The following is an 18794-nucleotide window of genomic DNA, read 5'->3' as shown; positions in this document are numbered from 1 at the left end:
CACGGAGGAGTCGTTGCCATAAACTGGCAAACACGAGACATCGCTCGCGTTCCTCAAGAATGCGAGCGACCGCTCGCGTTTGTCAATGACCTTGGGAGAGCTGGGGATAACGCGTGTCCGACACCTCGGAGAAGGAGCAACCGCAGCAGACAGGGCAGCCGCAGGAGAAGGAGCAGCCCCGCCGCCGGCAGGCCCGCGGGGAGCGCCGTATCGCCCAGCTGCTCGAAGCTGCCGCCCGGGTCTTCTGCACCACCGGCTACACCGCCGCCAGCACCAACGCCATCGCCCGTGAGGCCGGCGTCTCGCCGGGCACGCTCTACCAGTTCTTCCCGAACAAGGAGGCGATCGCGATCGAGCTGGGCGACCGGCTCGTGCACGAGATGCGGGCGGCCTACGGCGAGGCGCTGGGCCCCGTCGACCCGGCCACCCCGCTGGAGCAGGCCATCGGGTCCGCCATCGACCGGTTCATGACCTTCAACACCGAGCACCCGGTCTTCTTCGCGCTGATGCACGGCCCCGACATCCCGGGCCGGATGGCCGAGCAGCACGACCAGTTGCACGCGACCGTGCTCGGCCGGATCGAGGGCCTGCTCGCCTCGCTCATGCCCGGCGCCGCCCCGGCCGACGTCACCCGCACGGCGCATGTCTGCCTCGGTGTCTACAAGGCCGGTCTGGAGCTGGTCCTCGCCCATGGGGGCGCCGAGCGGGCGGCCTATGTGCAGGAGATCAAGGATGTCCTGATCCGCTATCTGGAACCGCTGGTGGGCGACCGGCCGGGCCGCACATGACGCCGGATGCGATGCAGCCGGACGCGATGCCGTAGGGGCGATCCGAGTGCCCTCCCGGAGGGGTGATCCCGGGAATCACCCGGACTGCAACCCTCGGCACATCTGCCTAGAGTGCGGATAAATCGCCCAGCCGCTGCCCGAGGGGACCCCCGTGAGCCACTCCCCGCCTCCCGGCACACCCAAGGCCCGCATACCTGGCCCGCAGCAACCGCCACCGCCGTACCCGCGCATTCCCGCCGGCCTGTGGCGGCGCTGTCTCGGCGGCGGGTTCGCCCTGTGGGCGCTGACCGCGTGGGTCACGTACGAGACGCGGAACGGCACGCTGTTGCCGACGCTGATCCTGCTCGGCGGTTTTCTCGTACCGGTCGCCTTCGTGCTGTGGGCATACGAGCGGCACGGCCGTGACCTGGGCGTCAGCGCGATCCTCGGCTGTTTCCTGGCCGGCGGGGCCCTCGGCGCGCTCGGAGCATCGCTGACGGGGTCGTATCTGCTGCGCCCCTCCCTCGGGATGTTCGCCGGGGCCGGTCCGATCGAGGAGGGAGCCAAGGTCGCGGCGCTGGTGTTCGTGCTGCGCCGGCAGCCGGGCATCCGCGGACTGCGGGCGGGGCTCGTGCTCGGCGCGGCCGTCGGCTTCGGCTTCGCGGCCCTGGAGAGCGTCGGGTACGCCTTCACCGCGGCCGTCTCCGCCGAAGGCATCGAGCTGCGCGCACTGCTGGAGACGGAGTTCCTGCGCGGGGTGCTCGCCCCCTTCGGGCACGGCCTGTGGACCGCGATCGCCGGGGGCGTGCTGCTGTCCCGGCGCCGCCTGAACGGACACTTCCGGTTCGCCGCGCCGATGGTCGGCACCGGCCTGGGCGTCTCCCTGCTGCACGCGCTGTGGGACTCCACGCAGGGCATCGCGATCTGGATGGTCGCCCGGCTGACGGGCACCGGCATACAGGGACGGCTGTTCACCCAGGGGTACCTCGTCCGGCCGAGCCCCGAGCAAGGGCACCTCTTCACGCTGTTCTCGGTCGGCGGACTGGCCCTGGTGGCCCTGGCGGGCGTCGGGTGGGCGCGCTCACTGGTTCGCCGGGACACACCTTGGAGAAATACCCCCTAGGGGTATAGTGTGGAAAGCGTGGGGCTCCCCCCTGGACCCCACCGGCCCCACACGCCTCGACGAGGAGTAACGACATGACCGCCCACACCGACACCCCGGGCTCCGTCACCGCCGTCTACAAGGTGACCGGCATGAGCTGCGGCCACTGCGAGGGCTCCGTCTCCGGTGAGATCTCCCAGATCCCCGGCGTCAGCTCGGTGAAGGCCGTCGCATCGACCGGCGAGGTGACCGTCGTCTCCGACGCCCCGCTGGACGACGAGGCCGTACGCGCCGCCGTGGACGAGGCCGGCTTCGAGCTGGCAGGCAAGGCCTGAACACCGCCCCTTCCCCGACCGGGCCGCGCCGACCAGCTGATACTGGATCCGTACGGCCCGGTCCGATGTCTGGAGTCCGGACATGACCAGCACCACCGCAGAGACAGCCATAACCACGGGTACGGCCGCCGAGGTCGAGCTGCTCATCGGCGGGATGACCTGCGCCTCCTGTGCCGCCCGGGTGGAGAGGAAGCTCAACCGGATGGAGGGCGTCAGCGCCACCGTCAACTTCGCCACCGAGAAGGCGAAGATCGCCTTCGGCGAGGGTGTCCAGGTGGCCGACCTGATCGCCACCGTGGAGAAGACGGGCTACACCGCCGAGGAGCCCGCGCCGCCCGAGCCCGAACCCGAGGCGGCACCGGAAACCCCCGGGCAGGACCGCGAACTCGGCGCCCTGCGCCACCGCCTGCTCGTCTCCGCGCTGCTCGCCGCGCCCGTGGTCCTGCTCGCGATGATCCCGGCGCTGCAGTTCGAGAACTGGCAGTGGCTCTCCCTGACCCTCGCCGCACCCGCCGTCGTCTGGGGCGGCGCGCCCTTCCACCGGGCCGCCTGGACCAACGCCCGGCACGGCGCCGCCACCATGGACACCCTGGTCTCGGTCGGCACGCTGGCCGCGTTCGGCTGGTCGCTGTGGGCGCTGTTCTTCGGCGACGCGGGCCTGCCCGGCATGCACGACGAGTTCCGCTTCACCGTCTCGCGGATGGACGGGACCTCCACCATCTACCTGGAGGTCGCCGCCGGAGTCGTCGCGCTGATCCTGCTCGGCCGCTATCTGGAGACCCGCTCCAAGCGGCGCGCCGGGGCGGCCCTGAAGGCGCTGATGGAGCTGGGCGCCAAGGACGTGGCGGTACTGCGGGACGGCCGCGAGGTGCGCGTCCCGGTGTCGTCCCTGGCCGTCGGCGACCGGTTCGTCGTACGGCCCGGCGAGAAGATCGCCACCGACGGCACGGTGGTCGAGGGCCTCTCCGCCGTCGACGCGTCCATGCTGACCGGCGAGTCGGTGCCGGTGGACGTGGCACCCGGCGACCGGGTCACCGGCGCCACGGTCAACGCGGGCGGCCGGCTGGTCGTCGAGGCCACCCGGGTCGGCGCCGACACCCAGCTCGCGCGAATGGCGAAGCTGGTCGAGGACGCACAGAACGGCAAGGCCGAGGTGCAGCGGCTCGCCGACCGGATCTCCGCCGTCTTCGTGCCCGTGGTCATCCTCGTCGCGCTCGCCACCTTCGGCGTCTGGCTGGGCGTCACCGGTGACACGGTCGCCGCGTTCACCGCAGCCGTCGCCGTCCTGATCATCGCCTGCCCCTGCGCGCTGGGCCTCGCCACGCCGACCGCGCTGATGGTCGGCACCGGCCGCGGCGCCCAGCTCGGCATCCTCATCAAGGGCCCCGAGGTCCTGGAGTCCACGCGCCGCGTCGACACGGTCGTCCTCGACAAGACCGGCACCGTCACCACCGGCCGGATGACCCTGCAGGCGGTGTACGTCGCGGACGGCGAGGGCGAGAAGGAACTGCTGCGGCTCGCGGGCGCCCTCGAACACGCCTCCGAGCACCCCGTCGCCCGCGCGATCGCCGCGGGCGCCGAGGAGCGGGCCGGGCGACTCCCCGAGGTCGAGCACTTCGAGAACGTCCCGGGGCGGGGCGTACGCGGGCGCGTGGACGGCCGTCAGGTGGCCGTGGGGCGCCTGTACGACGAGCTGCCCGAGGAGCTGGCCCGCGCGGCACACGAGGCCGAGCAGGAGGGCCTTACGGCCGTCGTGGCCGGCTGGGACGGACGGGCCCGCGGGGTGCTCGCCGTCGCGGACGCGGTCAAGGAGACCAGCGCCGAGGCGGTACGGCAGCTGCGCGCGCTGGGTCTGCGGCCGGTGCTGCTCACCGGGGACAACCGTACGGTCGCCGAGGCGGTCGCGCGCACCGTCGGCATCGGCTCCGAGGACGTGTTCGCCGAGGTGCTGCCCGAGGACAAGGTGGACGTCGTACGGCGGCTGCAGCGCGAGGGGCGGACCGTGGCGATGGTCGGCGACGGCGTCAACGACGCGGCCGCGCTCGCCACCGCCGACCTGGGACTGGCCATGGGTACGGGCACGGACGCGGCGATCGAGGCCGGCGATCTGACGCTGGTGCGCGGGGACCTGCGGGTGGCCGCCGACGCCATCCGGCTGTCCCGGCGGACGCTGGCCACCATCAAGGGAAACCTGGTGTGGGCCTTCGGCTACAACGTGGCCGCGCTGCCGCTGGCTGCCGCCGGGCTGCTCAATCCGATGATCGCCGGTGCGGCGATGGCCTTCTCCTCGGTCTTCGTGGTGACCAACAGTCTGCGACTGCGCCGGTTCCACTGAAGTACCGCGGGGTTACCGGCGGTTCGCCCATAGCCGAAGTAAGAGACCCTCTAGAGTCCGGCGCGAGCCTCACATAAGCTCTTCACAAGGCTCGCGCATCATCCTTACGCTTGAGCCTCGATCGCCGTATCGGGGCTCTTGCGTACCTAAGGGACATATGCAAGAGACGCAGATCACAGTGATGCGAACGTAACCATCGAAGGGGTTCGAAGGTCTAAGTTGGCGATGTCGGTTCGGCGTCTTGGGGGGCGTCAGCCGGCATCTGAGGATGTCTTGGGGGACTTCCTCAGAGATGCGTTGCCGGGGCACGCACACCGGGAAGCTTTGAGCGGCCCTCCCCGCGTGCGTTGTCCCGGCAGATCGCACCGCATCACTGGGGCAGGACGAGTTTTGCTCGTTCTGCTCACAGACAGCGATTCAGGCGCTGTCCTCTCCGAGCGCCCGGCCGGATCCCGTGGGGGGAATCCGCACCGGGACATGGGAAGGCGCCCTGGTCGTCGGCCCGTGGGGGGACCGGCGCCAGGGCGCCTTCCGCTTGTGCGTCGAACAACTCCAGCAACGGGGCGCCGGGACACGGCGCCCCTCACCGGCAGGTGTCAGCGCTCCTCGACCGGTACGAAGTCACGCTCGACCACGCCCGGGGCCGTGCCGACCGGGGGACACCCGGGCTCCGGGCCGCACCCGCAGCCGTCGGCGACACCCGGGAAACCAGCCGGCACCCCCGAGCCGACGGCAAGCTGCCCACAAGGGGCACCAGCGAAATGGCGCCCCTCACCGGCAGGTGTCAGCGTTCCTCGACCGGTACGAAGTCGCGCAGCTCCACGCCCGTGTAGATCTGGCGCGGGCGGCCGATGCGCGAACCCGGCTCCTTGATCATCTCGGTCCACTGGGCGATCCAGCCCGGCAGGCGGCCGAGGGCGAACAGGACCGTGAACATCTCGGTCGGGAAGCCCATGGCCCGGTAGATCAGACCGGTGTAGAAGTCGACGTTCGGGTACAGCTTGCGCTCGACGAAGTAGTCGTCGGACAGCGCGTGCTCCTCCAGCTTCAGGGCGATGTCGAGGAGCTCGTCCTCCTTGCCCAGCGCGGAGAGCACGTCGTGCGCGGCGGCCTTGATGATCTTGGCGCGCGGGTCGAAGTTCTTGTAGACCCGGTGGCCGAAGCCCATCAGGCGGACGCCGTCCTCCTTGTTCTTCACCTTGCGGATGAAGGTGTCGACGTCGGACCCGGAGTCGCGGATGCCCTCCAGCATCTCCAGCACGGACTGGTTGGCACCGCCGTGCAGCGGGCCCCACAGTGCGCTGATGCCGGCCGAGATCGACGCGAACATGTTGGCCTGCGAGGAACCGACCAGGCGGACCGTCGACGTGGAACAGTTCTGCTCGTGGTCGGCGTGCAGGATCAGCAGCTTGTCCAGCGCCGAGACGACGACCGGGTCCAGCTCGAACTCCTGCGCCGGGACGGAGAAGGTCATGCGCAGGAAGTTCTCGACGTAGCCGAGGTCGTTGCGCGGGTAGACGAACGGGTGACCGATCGACTTCTTGTACGCGTACGCCGCGATCGTCGGCAGCTTCGCGAGCAGCCGGATCGTGGAGAGGTCGCGCTGCTTCTCGTCGAACGGGTTGTGGCTGTCCTGGTAGAAGGTGGACAGCGCCGAGACGACCGAGGACAGCATGGCCATCGGGTGGGCGTCGCGCGGGAAGCCCTTGTAGAAGTTCTTGACGTCCTCGTGCAGCAGGGTGTGCCGCGTGATGTCGTTCTTGAACGTCGTCAGCTCGTCGACGGTGGGCAGCTCGCCGTTGATCAGCAGGTACGCCACCTCGAGGAAGGTGGAGCGCTCGGCCAGCTGCTCGATGGGGTAGCCGCGGTAGCGGAGGATGCCCGCCTCGCCGTCGAGGTAGGTGACCGCGGATTTATAGGCGGCCGTGTTGCCGTAACCGCTGTCCAGAGTCACCAGACCGGTCTGGGCGCGGAGCTTCCCGATGTCGAAGCCCTTGTCGCCGACGGTGCTGTCGACCACCGGGTAGGTGTACTCGCCGTCGCCGTACCGCAGTACTACAGAGTTGTCGCTCACGTCTTCCCTCACCGACGTAGTGCCTCATCTTCGAGGTGCCCTGACTGTCTCTACCATCCCCCATTTGGCTCAGGAGAGTGCACTCGGGGTCGACCATTGGGCCTATCGGCGGCACTCAGTGCCGCCAACCTGCTCATCCTGCCCCCTCCGAACGGCATCTGGAAGTGCTCTGTGACCTTCACGACTCATTTGATCGATCATTTTTTGTGATGCCGTCCGCCGTCCGTACGGCCGGTTACACCAGCCTGAAGTCCAGGGCCGTGCAGCGCCGTCCGGCCGACACCGTGCGCACCGCCTGTCCGATCGCCTTGCGCGAGCCGACGAGGACGGCCAGCCGCTTGGCCCGGGTGACCGCCGTGTAGAGCAGATTCCGCTGCAGCATCATCCATGCTCCGGTCGTGACGGGAATCACCACAGCGGGATATTCACTCCCCTGCGAACGGTGGATGGTCACCGCGTACGCATGTGCCAGTTCGTCCAGTTCGTCGAATTCATACGGAACCTCCTCGTCCTCGTCCGTCAGCACCGTCAGGCGCTGGTCGACCGGGTCGAGCGAGGTGACGACGCCGACGGTGCCGTTGAAGACACCGTTCTTCCCTTTCTCGTAATTGTTGCGAATCTGGGTCACCTTGTCGCCGACGCGGAACACCCGGCCCCCGAACCGCTTCTCCGGCACATCGGGCCGCCCGGGCGTGATGGCCTGCTGCAGCAGCCCGTTGAGCACACCGGCCCCGGCCGGCCCCCGGTGCATCGGCGCGAGCACCTGCACATCACGGCGCGGGTCCAGCCCGAACCTGGCCGGAATCCGCCGCGCGGCCACGTCGACGGTGAGCCGCCCAGCCTCCTCGGTGTCGTCCTCGACGAAGAGGAAGAAGTCCTTCATCCCGTCGGTGAGCGGATGCTGCCCGGCGTTGATCCGGTGCGCGTTGGTGACGACACCGGACTGCTGGGCCTGCCGGAAGACCCGGGTGAGCCGAACGGCGGGGACGGGGCTGCCGTCGGCAAGGAGGTCTCTGAGGACTTCACCGGCGCCGACGCTGGGCAGCTGGTCCACATCCCCGACGAAGAGCAGATGAGCACCCGGCGGCACGGCCTTGACCAGCTTGTTGGCGAGAAGGAGGTCCAGCATGGAGGCCTCGTCCACGACGACGAGGTCGGCGTCGAGCGGCCGGTCCCGGTCGTACGCCGCATCCCCTCCCGGTTTCAGCTCCAGCAGCCGGTGCACGGTGGAGGCCTCGGCTCCGGTCAGCTCGGCCAGCCGCTTGGCGGCACGCCCGGTCGGGGCGGCCAGCAGCACCTTGGCCCGCTTGGCCCGGGCCAGCTCCACGATCGAGCGGACGGTGAAGGACTTGCCGCAGCCCGGCCCGCCGGTGAGCACGGCGACCTTCTCGCTGAGCGCGAGCTTGACGGCGGCTTCCTGCTCGGGGGCGAGATCCGTGCCGGTACGGCCCTTCAGCCAGCCGAGGGCCTTCTCCCAGTCCACCTCCCGGAAGGCGGGCATCCGGTCCTGGCCGGTGCGCAGCAGGCGCAGCAGCTGGGCGGAGAGGGACAGCTCGGCGCGGTGGAAAGGGACGAGGTAGACGGCGGTGACGGGCTCGTCGGCGGCACCGTCCGGTCCGGGCACCTTCTCCCGTACGACACCGGGATCGCCGCCGTCCTCCGGGGGTTCGGCCAGCTCGGCGAGGCACTCGATGACAAGCCCGGTGTCGACGGCGAGCAGCTTCACCGCATCCGAGATCAGCCGCTCCTCGGGAAGGAAGCAGTGCCCCTGGTCGGCGGACTGGGACAGGGCGTACTGCAGCCCGGCTTTCACCCGCTCCGGGCTGTCGTGCGGGATGCCGACGGACTGGGCGATCTTGTCGGCGGTCAGGAAGCCGATGCCCCAGACGTCGGCGGCCAGGCGGTACGGCTGTTCCCTCACGACTTGGATCGACGCGTCGCCGTACTTCTTGTAGATCCGCACGGCGATGGACGTGGACACCTCGACGGTCTGGAGGAAGAGCATGACCTCCTTGATCGCCTTCTGCTCCTCCCAGGCGTCGGCGATCTTCTTGGTCCGCTTGGGCCCGAGGCCGGGCACCTCGATCAGCCGCTTGGGCTCCTCCTCGATGATCCGCAGCGTGTCCAGCCCGAAGTGCTGCGTGATCCGGTCGGCGAAGACCGGCCCGATCCCCTTGACCAGCCCGGAGCCCAGATAGCGCCGGATGCCCTGGACGGTGGCGGGCAGGACGGTCGTGTAGTTCTCGACATGGAACTGCTTGCCGTACTGCGGATGCGACCCCCAGCGGCCCTCCATCCGCAGGGACTCCCCGACCTGGGCACCGAGCAGCGCGCCGACGACCGTGAGGAGATCGCCGGCGCCTCTTCCGGTGTCGACCCGGGCGACCGTGTAGCCGTTCTCCTCATTGGCGTACGTGATCCTCTCCAGCACGCCGTCGACAACGGCAAGCCGCCGCTCGCCGGTCTGGGTCTCCGCCTGTTGAGCCATGATCCGACAGTACCGGCGGCGTCTGACAAGGGCTCCTGGACCACATGAGGAGCGGCCTGAAGGCCGAGGCCGCAAGCGAACGATCGGCAGATTCGAGCCGTCCGGCGGGAGCAAACCCCGGGGTGGGAGGCTGGGATGGGCCCCGGAGGTGGTCCAGATCTGCCGATTGGCACCTCCGTCATCCGGTCCGATCCGGTCATCCGGTCAGCTGTCCAGGAAGTCTGGGGGAGTCATGGGGAGTCACGAGATGTACGGCTACGACCTGCTGGTGGTGGGTTCGGCCAACGCCGACCTGGTGATCGACGTCGAGCGGCGGCCGGCCGCCGGAGAGACGGTGCTCGGCGGCGACCTGGCCGTGCACCCGGGCGGCAAGGGCGCCAACCAGGCGGTTGCCGCGGCCCGGCTCGGCGCCGGTACGGCCCTGCTGGCCCGGGTCGGTGACGACGGCCACGGCCGGCTGCTCCTGGACTCCCTGCGCGCGGCCGGCGTCGACACGGTCGGTGTGCTGGTGGGCGGGGCGCCGACCGGCGTGGCGCTGATCACCGTGGACCCTTCCGGGGACAACAGCATCGTGGTGTCGCCGGGTGCCAACGCCCGGCTCGCCCCGGCGGACGTCCGGGCGGCGGTGAGCCTGTTCCTGGCCTCGCGGGTGGTGTCGGCGCAGCTGGAGATTCCGCTGGAGACGGTCGTGGAGGTCGTACGGCACCTGTCCCCGGACAGCCGTTTCGTACTGAACCCGTCCCCGCCCCGGCCCCTGCCCACGGAGGTGCTCGCGGCCTGCGATCCACTGATCGTCAACGAGCACGAGGCGCGGGTGGTCCTCGGCGAGGCCTGTGTGAGCGAGGATCCGGCGCACTGGGCGCGGCTGCTGCTGGCCAAGGGCCCGCGCTCGGTGGTGGTGACGCTGGGCGCGCGGGGGGCGCTGGTGTGCGACGACTCCGGGGTGACGCGGGTCGAGTCGGTGAAGGTGGACGCTGTGGACACCACGGGTGCCGGGGACGCGTTCACGGCCGCGCTGGCCTGGAGGCTGGGGTCGGGATTCCCTCTCGCCGAGGCGGCGGCCTATGCGGCGCGGGTCGGCGCGGCGGCCGTGACGAAGCGGGGCGCGCAGGAGTCGTATCCCACGGCGGAGGAGGTCGGCGCCCTGTGAAGAAGGCGGGGATCCTCAACCGCCGGCCGCGCCGGGGCGCCGGCCCAGTTGGGGCACGGGGGCGGATCGGCGGCGTCCGAGGCAGCGGCCAACACAGCCGACAAGGCCACCCGCACCGTGACGCGGCAGGTCACCGGCAAGGGCAGCACAACGGTGATGGACTACCGGCGGATCACCTGCTCCACGAACCGCGCCGCCGTCTCCGCCAGCACCTCCCGGCCGTCCCTGGCCCATAGTCCGTCGTTGAAGAGCTCGACCTCGATCGGGCCGGTGTAGCCGGCCGCCTCCACGTGACCCCGCCACTCCCGCATGTCGATCACGCCGTCGCCGATCTGGGCACGGCCGGTCAATACGCCCTCCGGCAACGGAGTCGCCCAGTCCGCGAGCTGGAAGCTGTGGATACGGCCGGTCGCGCCCGCGCGGGCGATCTGCGCGGGCGCCTGGTCGTCCCACCAGATGTGGTACGTGTCCACGGTGACGCCCACCTGGTGCGCGGGGAAGCGCTCGGCGAGGTCCAGTGCCTGGGCCAGCGTGGAGACCACGCAACGGTCGGAGGCGTACATGGGGTGCAGCGCCTCGATGGCGAGGCGTACGCCGTGGGATTCGGCGTGCGGGCCCAGCTCGCCCAGCGCGTCCGCGATCCGCTCCCGGGCGCCGTGCAGGTCCTTCGAGCCGGCCGGGAGGCCGCCCGAGACCAGGACCAGTGTGTCGGTGCCGAGCGTGGCCGCTTCCTCGATCGCCCGGCGGTTGTCGGCCAGGGCCCGGGCACGCTCGTGCGGGTCGATCGCCGTGAGGAAGCCGCCCCGGCACAGTGTCGTCACCGTCAGGCCCGCCCCGCGGACCAGCTTGGCCGTCTCCTCCACGCCATATGCCTGGACCGGCTCGCGCCACAGGCCCACACCCGGAATGCCGAAATCCACGCAGGCGTCGGCCAGTTCGGGCATCGACAGCTGCCTCACCGTCATCTGGTTGAGGGAGAAGCGGCTCAGATCCGGGTTGCTCACTGGTTCACCCCGTACAGCGACAGCAGGTTCTTCATCCGTTCCTCGGCGAGTTCCGGGTCCGGGAACAGGCCCAGTCCGTCGGCGAGTTCGTAGGCCCGGACGAAGTGCGGGAGGGAGCGGGCCGACTGGAGGCCGCCGACCATGGTGAAGTGCGACTGGTGGCCCGCGAGCCAGGCCAGGAAGACGACACCCGCCTTGTAGAAGCGGGTGGGCGGCTGGAAGAGGTGGCGGGACAGCTCCACCGTGGGGTCCATCATGTTCCGGAAGCCGGCCGTGTCGCCCGTGTCCAGGACCCGTACCGCCTGCGCGGCCAGCGGGCCCAGCGGGTCGAAGATGCCGAGCAGGGCGTGGCTGAAGCCCTTGTCGTCGCCCGCGATCAGCTCGGGGTAGTCGAAGTCGTCGCCGGTGTAGCAGCGCACGCCCTGCGGGAGGCGGCGGCGCAGGTCGATCTCGCGCCGCGCGTCCAGCAGGGACACCTTGATGCCGTCGACCTTGTCGGGGTGGGCGGCGATGACCTCCAGGAAGGTGTCCGTCGCCGCGTCGAGGTCGGACGAGCCCCAGTAGCCCTCCAGCGCCGGGTCGAACATCGGGCCCAGCCAGTGCAGGATCACCGGCCCGGCCGCCTGGCGGAGCAGATGGCCGTAGATCTCCTGGTAGTCCTCGGGGCCTTTCGCCGCCGATGCGAGCGCCCGTGACGCCATCAGGATCGCCTGGGCGCCGGACTCCTCCACCACGGACAGCTGCTCCTCGTAGGCCGCGCGGATCTCCGCCGGCGAACCGCTCGTGAGCTGGTCGGTGCCGGCTCCGCAGGCGATCCGGCCGCCGGCCGACCTCGCCTCCGCCGCCGACCGGCGGATCAGCTCGGCCGCGCCCGCCCAGTCCAGGCCCATGCCGCGCTGGGCGGTGTCCATCGCCTCGGCGACGCCGAGTCCGTGGGACCACAGGTGGCGGCGGAAGGCGAGGGTGGCGTCCCAGTCGACGGCTGCCGGCGAGTCGGGGGTCGTGTCCGCGTACGGGTCGGCCACGACGTGGGCCGCCGAGAACACCGTACGGGAGGTGAAGGGGGTGCCCGGTGTCACCGTCAGGGGTTCGGTGCGGGGCTCGTAGGCGCGAAGACCCCCTTGGAAGCCGGGGAGTTGGATCGTCACAGTCCGATCTCCGGTACGTCGATGCGGCGGCCCTCCGCCGAGGACTTCAGGCCCAGTTCGGCGAGTTGCACGCCGCGGGCGCCGGCCAGCAGGTCCCAGTGGTACGGGGCGTCGGCGTAGACGTGCTTGAGGAACAGCTCCCACTGGGCCTTGAAGCCGTTGTCGAAGTCCCCGTTGTCCGGCACCTCCTGCCACTGGTCACGGAAGACGTCCGTGGCGGGGACGTCCGGGTTCCAGACCGGCTTGGGGGTCGCCGAGCGGTGCTGGACACGGCACGTGCGCAGGCCCGCCACCGCGGAGCCCTCGGTGCCGTCGACCTGGAACTCGACCAGTTCGTCGCGGTCGACCCGCACGGCCCAGGAGGAGTTGATCTGGGCGATGACGCCGTCCTCCAGCTCGAATATGCCGTAGGCCGCGTCGTCCGCCGTCGCGTCGTACGGCTTGCCGTCCTCGTCCCAGCGCTTCGGGATGTGGGTGGTGGCCAGGGCCTGGACGGCGGTCACCCGGCCGAACAGCTCGTGCAGGACGTATTCCCAGTGCGGGAACATGTCGACAACGATGCCACCGCCGTCCTCGGCGCGGTAGTTCCAGGAGGGGCGCTGGGCGGGCTGCCAGTCGCCCTCGAACACCCAGTAGCCGAACTCGCCGCGGACGGAGAGGATCCGGCCGAAGAAGCCGCCGTCGATCAGCCGCTTCAGCTTCAGCAGGCCCGGCAGGAAGATCTTGTCCTGGACGACACCGTGCCTGATGCCCTTCCCGTGGGCGAGGCGGGCGAGTTCGAGGGCGCCCGCCAGTCCCGTCGCCGTCGGCTTCTCGGTGTAGATGTGCTTGCCCGCGGCGATCGCCTTCTTGATCGACTCCTCGCGGGCGGAGGTGACCTGGGAGTCGAAGTAGATGTCGACGGCCGGGTCCGAGAGGACGGCGTCCACGTCGGTGGACACGTGCTCCAGGCCGTGCCGGTCGGCGATCTCCCGCAGGGCGTGCTCGCGGCGGCCGAGCAGGACCGGCTCCGGCCACAGCACGGTGCCGTCGCCGAGATGGAGGCCGCCCTGATCACGCAGGGCGAGGACCGACCGGACGAGGTGCTGGCGGTGGCCCATGCGCCCGGTCACGCCGTTCATGGCGATACGCACCGTCTTGCGTGTCACGTCTCTTCCCTTCGCACAGCATCGACACACCATGCAGCAAGCGCTTTCTACATGGTGAGAAGCTAGCCTCTGGGCCGTGTCTGTACAAGGCCGTGTCCCCTTCGAGTTGTTCGAGGGGGCGAACAAAAACGGTCCTCGGCTTTAAGGTCTGCTGGAAGTCCGCTCGGAACCAGGAGCAGGACCTGGCTGTCTACGAGGGCGTACGACACACTGCGCGACCGGAGGACGACGACATGACGGTGACCCTGGCGGATGTGGCGGCCCGCGCCCAGGTCTCCCCAGCGACGGTGTCGCGCGTGCTGAACGGCAACTACCCGGTGGCCGCCTCCACGCGCGAACGGGTACTGCGGGCGGTGGACGAGCTGGACTACGTCCTCAACGGCCCGGCGAGCTCCCTCGCCGCCGCCACCTCCGATCTGGTCGGCATTCTCGTCAACGACATCGCCGACCCGTTCTTCGGCATCATGGCGAGCGCGATCCAGGCCGAGATCGGGGGCGTCGGGGGCGGCCGGGCGGGCGGGGAACGGCTCGCGGTGGTCTGCAACACCGGCGGCTCGCCCGAGCGGGAGCTGACGTACCTGACCCTGCTGCAGCGGCAGCGGGCGGCGGCCGTGGTGCTGACCGGCGGGGCCGTGGAGGACGCGCCGCACGCGGCGGCGGTCGCGGCGAAGCTGCGCAAGCTCACGGAGGCCGGGACCCGGGTGGTGCTGTGCGGGCGGCCGCCGGCGCCCGACACCGGCGCCGTCGCGCTCACCTTCGACAACCGGGGCGGTGCCCGCCGGCTCACCGAGCACCTCCTCGGCCTCGGCCACCGCCGCCTCGGCTACATCGCGGGCCCCGAGGAGCGTACGACCACCCGGCACCGCCTGGAGGGCCACCGGGCGGCGCTGGCCGCGGCGGGCATCGAGGAGGACCCGCGCCGGACGGTGCACGGGCGCTACGACCGCCAGTCCGGTTACGAGGCCACGATGGAGCTGTTGCGCCGGGATCCGTCGCTGACGGCGGTCGTGGCCGCGAACGACTCCGTCGCGCTGGGGGCGTGTGCGGCGTTGCGGGAGTCGGGGCTGCGGATCCCGGAGGACGTGTCGGTGGCCGGGTTCGACGACCTGCCGTTCAGCATCGACGCGGTGCCTTCGCTGACGACGGTGCGGTTGCCTCTCGCCGAGGCGGGGGCGCGGGCCGGGCGTATCGCCATGGGGCGGGAGGAGCCGCCGCCCGGGGGTGTCGCGGCCGTCCAGGGGGAGTTGATGGTGCGGGGGTCCTCCGGGGTGCCCCGCTCTGACGTGCCGTAAGACGTCCCGTTCACCGCCGGCCGGGAAGTGACCGGCCCAGCAGCGGCAGCGGGGCCTCGCCCCTGCGGCGGTCCCGGTACCAGCGCTGCCCGGTGTCGTGGGCCCGCCGGGCACCGCAGATGTCCTGACATGGATCCGGGCGCCCCATGGTCGGGGGCACCCGGGCCCGCGGTCGCTGTCAGAGGGCGGCGAGCGCGACTGTCGACTCAGTACTCGTCGTCGTCATCGCCCCAGCCCCAGCCACCGTGGTCGTGCCCTCCTCCGTTGTCGCCATGGTCGTCTCCGCCCCGGTTGCCGCCGTGGTCGTCTCCGCCCCGGTTGCCACCGTGGTCGCCGCCCCCACCACCACCGTGGTCGCCGCCCCCACCGCCGTGGTCGCCGCCCCCACCACCACCGTGGTCGGAGGCTGCGACATGGACGGGGGCGGCAGCGGTGGTGGCCGCGGTGGCGGCTCCGGCTCCGGCGGCGATGGCCAGGAGCGGTGCCGAGCAGACCGCGACGGCCACTCTCTTGATGCGAGTGGTGTGCGCGCGCATGATGAGCCCCTCTCAAGAGGGTGTGATTGATTTCCGGCGGCCGTGACGAGCCGTCAGTCTGCGCTGCGGAACCTGTGCATAGCTCCGTGCGTCGTCTCGCCGCTCACGATGCGCTCCCGGGCGGCGGACCGTCACTTCCGGTGCGAAACGGATAAATGTGACGTTTGTTCTTAAACTACGACGAGAATGCGACGAAGTCAAAAGAAGCGGCGGCGCGGGAAAAGAGCAGCAGGAAGGCTCAACTTCCCGTGCCGACAAGCCGTTTCCACAGCCGTGGACGCGGGCGGGCCGGGGGCCTACGCTCGGAGGGACGGCATCTCTGACGGAGTCAAGCATCCGGGGGCATCATGACCGTCCAGGACGTCCGCGCCTTCAACCGCTTCTACACGGGCGTCATCGGCGCCCTCGACCACGGCCGCCATCTCTACGCCCCGTACACCCTCACCGAATCCCGGGTGCTGTACGAACTCGCCCAGGTCCCGTACCTGGACGCGGCCGACCTGCGCACTCTGCTCGGCCTGGACGCCGGGTATCTGAGCCGGATCCTGAACAGGTTCGAGGAGGCCGGGCTGATCGAGCGCGGGCCCTCCGAGAGCGATCCGCGCCGGCGGCGGGTGCGGCTCACCGCGCGGGGGCGGGAGGCCGCCGGGCTGCTGGACGAGCGGGCCCGGGAGACGGTCGGGGCCATGCTCGCCACCGTGGCCCCGGCCGACCGGCCGCGGCTCGCGGAGGCCATGCGGACCATCCGGGACCTCCTCGGCGAGGGGCGCGCCCGGTCCGGCGAGGTGGAGCTGCGTGAGCCGCTCCCGGGGGACCTCGGCTGGATCGTGCAGCGCAACGCCGCGCTGTACGCGGCCGAGTTCGGCTGGAACGCCGGCTACGAAGGGCTGGTCGCCCGGATCGTCGCCGACTTCGCCGAGGATCACGACCCGCATCTGGAGCGGGTGTGGATCGCCGAGGAGGGCGGGCGGCCGGTGGGCTGTGTGATGTGCGTACGGGACGACGCGCCCGGTACCGCGCGGCTGCGGCTGCTGCTCGTCGAGCCCGGGGCGCGCGGGCGCGGCATCGGGGACCGGCTGGTGCGGGCCGTGATCGACTTCGCGCGCGGGGCCGGCTACCGCGACCTGGTGCTGTGGACCAACGACGTGCTGCACGGCGCCCGCCGCATCTACCAGCGACACGGCTTCACCCTCACCACCGAGAAACCCCACCGCTCCTTCGGCAAGGACCTGATCGGCCAGGACTGGCGACTGGATCTGCGCGGACCGGGCTCGTGACGAGTAAGGTCCGCCCCATGAAGCTGGCGTTCTCCACTCTCGGTGTCCCCGGCCTGCCCGTCCCGGAGGTCCTCGCGCTCGCGACCGCGCACGGCTACCACGGCGTCGAACTGCGCGCCCACCCGGAGGAGCCGGTGCATCCCGGTCTCTCCCCCGCCGAACGCGCCGAGACGGCCGCCCTGTTCAAGGCGGCCGGGGTCGAGGTGCTGGGCCTCGCCGGATACGCGCGCGTCGCCGCGCCCGGTGCGGACGCACCCGTACTGGCGGAGATCCGGGACCTCCTCCACCTCGCCCACGACCTGGGCGCGCCCTTCGTCCGGGTCTTCCCCGGCGCCGACCCCGAGCGTCCCGCTGAGGAGTCCGACGCGCTCGCCGCCCGGCGGCTGGGCACCGCGGCCGAGGACGCCGCCGCGCTCGGGGTCCGGATCCTGCTGGAGACGCACGACTCGCACCGCACCGGCGCCGCCGCGATCCGGGTCCTCGGACCGGTCGGACACCGGCAGGTCGGCGCGCTGTGGGACGTGATGCATACCTGGCTGGGCGGCGAACAGCCCTCCGACACATACGCGGCGCTCGCTCCGCACCTGGGGTATGTGCAGGTCAAGGACATCGCGTCGGCCGACGACACGGTGCCGCTGCCGCTGGGCTCGGGGGTGCTGCCGCTCACCGAGTGCGTGGATGTGCTCTTGCGGCACGGCTGGGACGGATGGTTGTGCTGGGAGTACGAGAAGCGGTGGTACGAGTCGGCTGCGCCGCTTGCGGGCTTGTTGGGGGCGGGTCGGGAGCACTTGCTGCGCTTGCTGGACGAGGCGGCGTAGTCCGGCTACGAGCTCGGGCTGCTGGTAATTCGGTGGCCGGGGTGTGGGTGCCCCGTTAGCCTCCAGCGGTGATTCAGGGCGCGCTCATCGACGTACGGCCGCTGCGCACCTCGCCCGTCTTCCGGCGGTTGCTGATCGGGCGGACCCTGTCCACGCTGGGCGGGTTCATGACCGTGGTGACGGTCATGTACCAGGTGTGGGACGTGACCCACAGCACCGCCTGGACCGGCGCGGTCGAGCTCGCGCAGGCGCTGCCGCTGGTGGGGCTCGGGCTGTTCGCGGGGGCCTGGGTGGACCGGGCGGACCGGCGGCGGGTCTTTCTGACGGCGACCGTGGGCCAGGTGGCCTGTTCCCTGCTGCTGGCCCTGCAGGGTTTCACCGGGCATGTCCCGGTGGTGGCCGTCCTCGCGCTGGTCGCCGCGCGGTCGGCGTTCGGCGCACTGGGTGCCCCGGCGGCCGGGGTCTTCGTGCCGCGGCTGCTGCCCAAGGACCAGGTGGCCGCAGGTCTGGCCCTCCACCAGATCGCCGGCCAGTCGATGATGCTCCTCGGCCCGGCACTGGCCGGTGTGCTGCTGGGCCGGCTGGGTCTCGGCACCTGCTATCTGCTGGACGCCCTCAGCGTCGGCCTCGCCTTCTACGGCGCTTTCGGGCTGCCCGCGCTCCCGCCGCAGGGCGAGCCCTCGCGTGCGGGCGTGCACGGGGTGCTGGACGGGCTGCGGTTCCTGGCCGGGCACCGGGTGGTGCGCGGCGCGCTGATCACCGACCTCGCCGCGACCGCGCTGTCCTTCCCGGTCAGCGTGTTCCCGCTGGTCAACGCCGAACGGTTCGGCAACGACCCGCGTACCCTCGGCCTGTTCCTGTCGGCTCTGGCGGTGGGCGGCATCGCGGCGACGGCGCTGTCGGGGGCCGTGACCCGGCTCGGCCGGCCGGGCGCGGTCATGCTGGGCGCGGCGGCCGGCTGGGGCGCCGCGCTGGTCCTCTTCGGGCTGACGACAAACCCGTGGACCGGCCTCGCCCTGCTCGTCCTCGCGGGCGCCGGAGACAGCCTCTCGGTCGTGTCCCGGTCCACGATCGTGCAGACCCGCACCCCGGACGCGCTGCTCGGCCGGGTCACCGCGGCCGAGCAGATCGTCGGCCAGGCGGGCCCCAGCCTCGGCGATGTGCGCGGCGGCCTGGTCGCGGGCTGGACCTCGGGCGCGGCCTCGCTGATCTCGGGCGGTCTGCTGTGCCTGCTGGCGGTGGCGGCGGTCGCCGCGACGACACCCGAGCTGCGGGAGCGGTCGGCGTCCCCGAGGGGGCTGACAGCAGCTGACTGACCAC

15 protein-coding genes are annotated in these 18794 nt (G+C 71.2%); 9 read left to right on the top strand and 6 right to left on the bottom strand.

From position 1 onward, the window contains the following. Positions 1 to 113 precede the first annotated feature (113 nt). The 4 genes from ABZ624_RS13465 to ABZ624_RS13450 all read left to right on the top strand — a co-directional run bounded on the left by ABZ624_RS13465 (position 114) and on the right by ABZ624_RS13450 (position 4539). The gene (locus ABZ624_RS13465; protein ID WP_360086560.1) at positions 114 to 788 is read left to right on the top strand and encodes a TetR family transcriptional regulator; all 675 of its coding nucleotides are present in this window, start codon (positions 114 to 116) and stop codon (positions 786 to 788) included. Positions 789 to 939: 151 nt separating this feature from the next. Next, the gene (locus ABZ624_RS13460) at positions 940 to 1890 is read left to right on the top strand and encodes a PrsW family intramembrane metalloprotease (RefSeq protein ID WP_360086557.1); all 951 of its coding nucleotides are present in this window, start codon (positions 940 to 942) and stop codon (positions 1888 to 1890) included. Between the two features lie 74 nt (positions 1891 to 1964). Beyond that, entirely contained in the window at positions 1965 to 2204 is a 240-nt protein-coding gene (locus ABZ624_RS13455; RefSeq protein WP_360086554.1) for a heavy-metal-associated domain-containing protein, read from the top strand. A gap of 82 nt (positions 2205 to 2286) precedes the next feature. Beyond that, positions 2287 to 4539, top strand: a complete 2253-nt coding sequence (locus ABZ624_RS13450; protein WP_360086551.1) for a heavy metal translocating P-type ATPase — start codon at positions 2287 to 2289, stop codon at positions 4537 to 4539. 784 nt (positions 4540 to 5323) lie between these two features. Here the strand turns inward: ABZ624_RS13450 and ABZ624_RS13445 are convergent. Continuing rightward, entirely contained in the window at positions 5324 to 6613 is a 1290-nt protein-coding gene (locus tag ABZ624_RS13445; protein ID WP_360086548.1) for a citrate synthase, read from the bottom strand. Between the two features lie 235 nt (positions 6614 to 6848). Then, positions 6849 to 9101 carry an ATP-dependent RecD-like DNA helicase gene (locus ABZ624_RS13440; RefSeq protein WP_360086545.1) on the bottom strand — a complete coding sequence of 751 codons (2253 nt, stop codon included), beginning with the start codon at positions 9099 to 9101 and terminating at the stop codon, positions 6849 to 6851. Positions 9102 to 9348: 247 nt separating this feature from the next. Between ABZ624_RS13440 and ABZ624_RS13435 the strand changes: the two genes are divergently transcribed. Next, entirely contained in the window at positions 9349 to 10251 is a 903-nt protein-coding gene (locus tag ABZ624_RS13435) for a ribokinase (RefSeq protein ID WP_360086949.1), read from the top strand. A gap of 161 nt (positions 10252 to 10412) precedes the next feature. On the opposite strand, the gene ABZ624_RS13430 is transcribed toward ABZ624_RS13435, so the two are convergent. Genes ABZ624_RS13430 through ABZ624_RS13420 form a run of 3 tightly spaced genes read right to left on the bottom strand, consistent with a single transcriptional unit; the run spans position 10413 to position 13551 of the window. After that, positions 10413 to 11255, bottom strand: a complete 843-nt coding sequence (locus ABZ624_RS13430; protein ID WP_360086542.1) for a sugar phosphate isomerase/epimerase family protein — start codon at positions 11253 to 11255, stop codon at positions 10413 to 10415. After that, positions 11252 to 12403 (bottom strand): dihydrodipicolinate synthase family protein, encoded by a 1152-nt coding sequence (locus ABZ624_RS13425; protein WP_360086539.1) that lies wholly within the window; start codon positions 12401 to 12403, stop codon positions 11252 to 11254. The genes ABZ624_RS13430 and ABZ624_RS13425 overlap by 4 nt, the downstream gene beginning before the upstream one ends. Beyond that, positions 12400 to 13551 carry a Gfo/Idh/MocA family oxidoreductase gene (locus tag ABZ624_RS13420; RefSeq protein WP_360086536.1) on the bottom strand — a complete coding sequence of 384 codons (1152 nt, stop codon included), beginning with the start codon at positions 13549 to 13551 and terminating at the stop codon, positions 12400 to 12402. The genes ABZ624_RS13425 and ABZ624_RS13420 overlap by 4 nt, the downstream gene beginning before the upstream one ends. A 233-nt stretch (positions 13552 to 13784) precedes the next feature. On the opposite strand from ABZ624_RS13420, the gene ABZ624_RS13415 reads away from it, so the two are divergent. Further along, positions 13785 to 14843 carry a LacI family DNA-binding transcriptional regulator gene (locus tag ABZ624_RS13415; RefSeq protein ID WP_360086532.1) on the top strand — a complete coding sequence of 353 codons (1059 nt, stop codon included), beginning with the start codon at positions 13785 to 13787 and terminating at the stop codon, positions 14841 to 14843. 206 nt (positions 14844 to 15049) lie between these two features. Here the strand turns inward: ABZ624_RS13415 and ABZ624_RS13410 are convergent, their stop codons facing one another. Beyond that, on the bottom strand, positions 15050 to 15379 hold the full coding sequence (locus ABZ624_RS13410; protein WP_360086529.1) for a hypothetical protein: 330 nt from the start codon (positions 15377 to 15379) through the stop codon (positions 15050 to 15052). Positions 15380 to 15726: 347 nt separating this feature from the next. On the opposite strand from ABZ624_RS13410, the gene ABZ624_RS13405 reads away from it, so the two are divergent. From ABZ624_RS13405 to ABZ624_RS13395, 3 genes are all read left to right on the top strand, one after another. Beyond that, on the top strand, positions 15727 to 16656 hold the full coding sequence (locus ABZ624_RS13405; RefSeq protein ID WP_360086526.1) for a helix-turn-helix domain-containing GNAT family N-acetyltransferase: 930 nt from the start codon (positions 15727 to 15729) through the stop codon (positions 16654 to 16656). A gap of 17 nt (positions 16657 to 16673) precedes the next feature. After that, positions 16674 to 17474: a sugar phosphate isomerase/epimerase family protein gene (locus ABZ624_RS13400; protein ID WP_360086523.1), complete on the top strand. Its 801-nt coding sequence runs from the start codon at positions 16674 to 16676 to the stop codon at positions 17472 to 17474. Positions 17475 to 17545: 71 nt separating this feature from the next. Continuing rightward, on the top strand, positions 17546 to 18790 hold the full coding sequence (locus tag ABZ624_RS13395; RefSeq protein ID WP_360086946.1) for an MFS transporter: 1245 nt from the start codon (positions 17546 to 17548) through the stop codon (positions 18788 to 18790). Positions 18791 to 18794 lie beyond the last annotated feature (4 nt).

It is taken from the genome of Streptomyces sp. NPDC007205, from assembly GCF_040634095.1.
In the GTDB taxonomy this organism is placed as follows: Bacteria; Actinomycetota; Actinomycetes; order Streptomycetales; family Streptomycetaceae; genus Streptomyces.
This window is presented reverse-complemented; position numbering and strand designations above follow the sequence as displayed.

Excerpts from the sequence above, each read along its gene's own strand:
- ABZ624_RS13450 (WP_360086551.1), top strand. The coding sequence starts at position 2,287 with ATGACCAGCACCACCGCAGAGACAGCCATAACCACGGGTACGGCCGCC.
- ABZ624_RS13440 (WP_360086545.1), bottom strand. The coding sequence starts at position 9,101 with ATGGCTCAACAGGCGGAGACCCAGACCGGCGAGCGGCGGCTTGCCGTT.
- ABZ624_RS13410 (WP_360086529.1), bottom strand. The coding sequence starts at position 15,379 with ATGCGCGCGCACACCACTCGCATCAAGAGAGTGGCCGTCGCGGTCTGC.
- ABZ624_RS13415 (WP_360086532.1), top strand. The coding sequence starts at position 13,785 with ATGACGGTGACCCTGGCGGATGTGGCGGCCCGCGCCCAGGTCTCCCCA.
- ABZ624_RS13435 (WP_360086949.1), top strand. The coding sequence starts at position 9,349 with ATGTACGGCTACGACCTGCTGGTGGTGGGTTCGGCCAACGCCGACCTG.
- ABZ624_RS13400 (WP_360086523.1), top strand. The coding sequence starts at position 16,674 with ATGAAGCTGGCGTTCTCCACTCTCGGTGTCCCCGGCCTGCCCGTCCCG.
- ABZ624_RS13455 (WP_360086554.1), top strand. The coding sequence starts at position 1,965 with ATGACCGCCCACACCGACACCCCGGGCTCCGTCACCGCCGTCTACAAG.
- ABZ624_RS13405 (WP_360086526.1), top strand. The coding sequence starts at position 15,727 with ATGACCGTCCAGGACGTCCGCGCCTTCAACCGCTTCTACACGGGCGTC.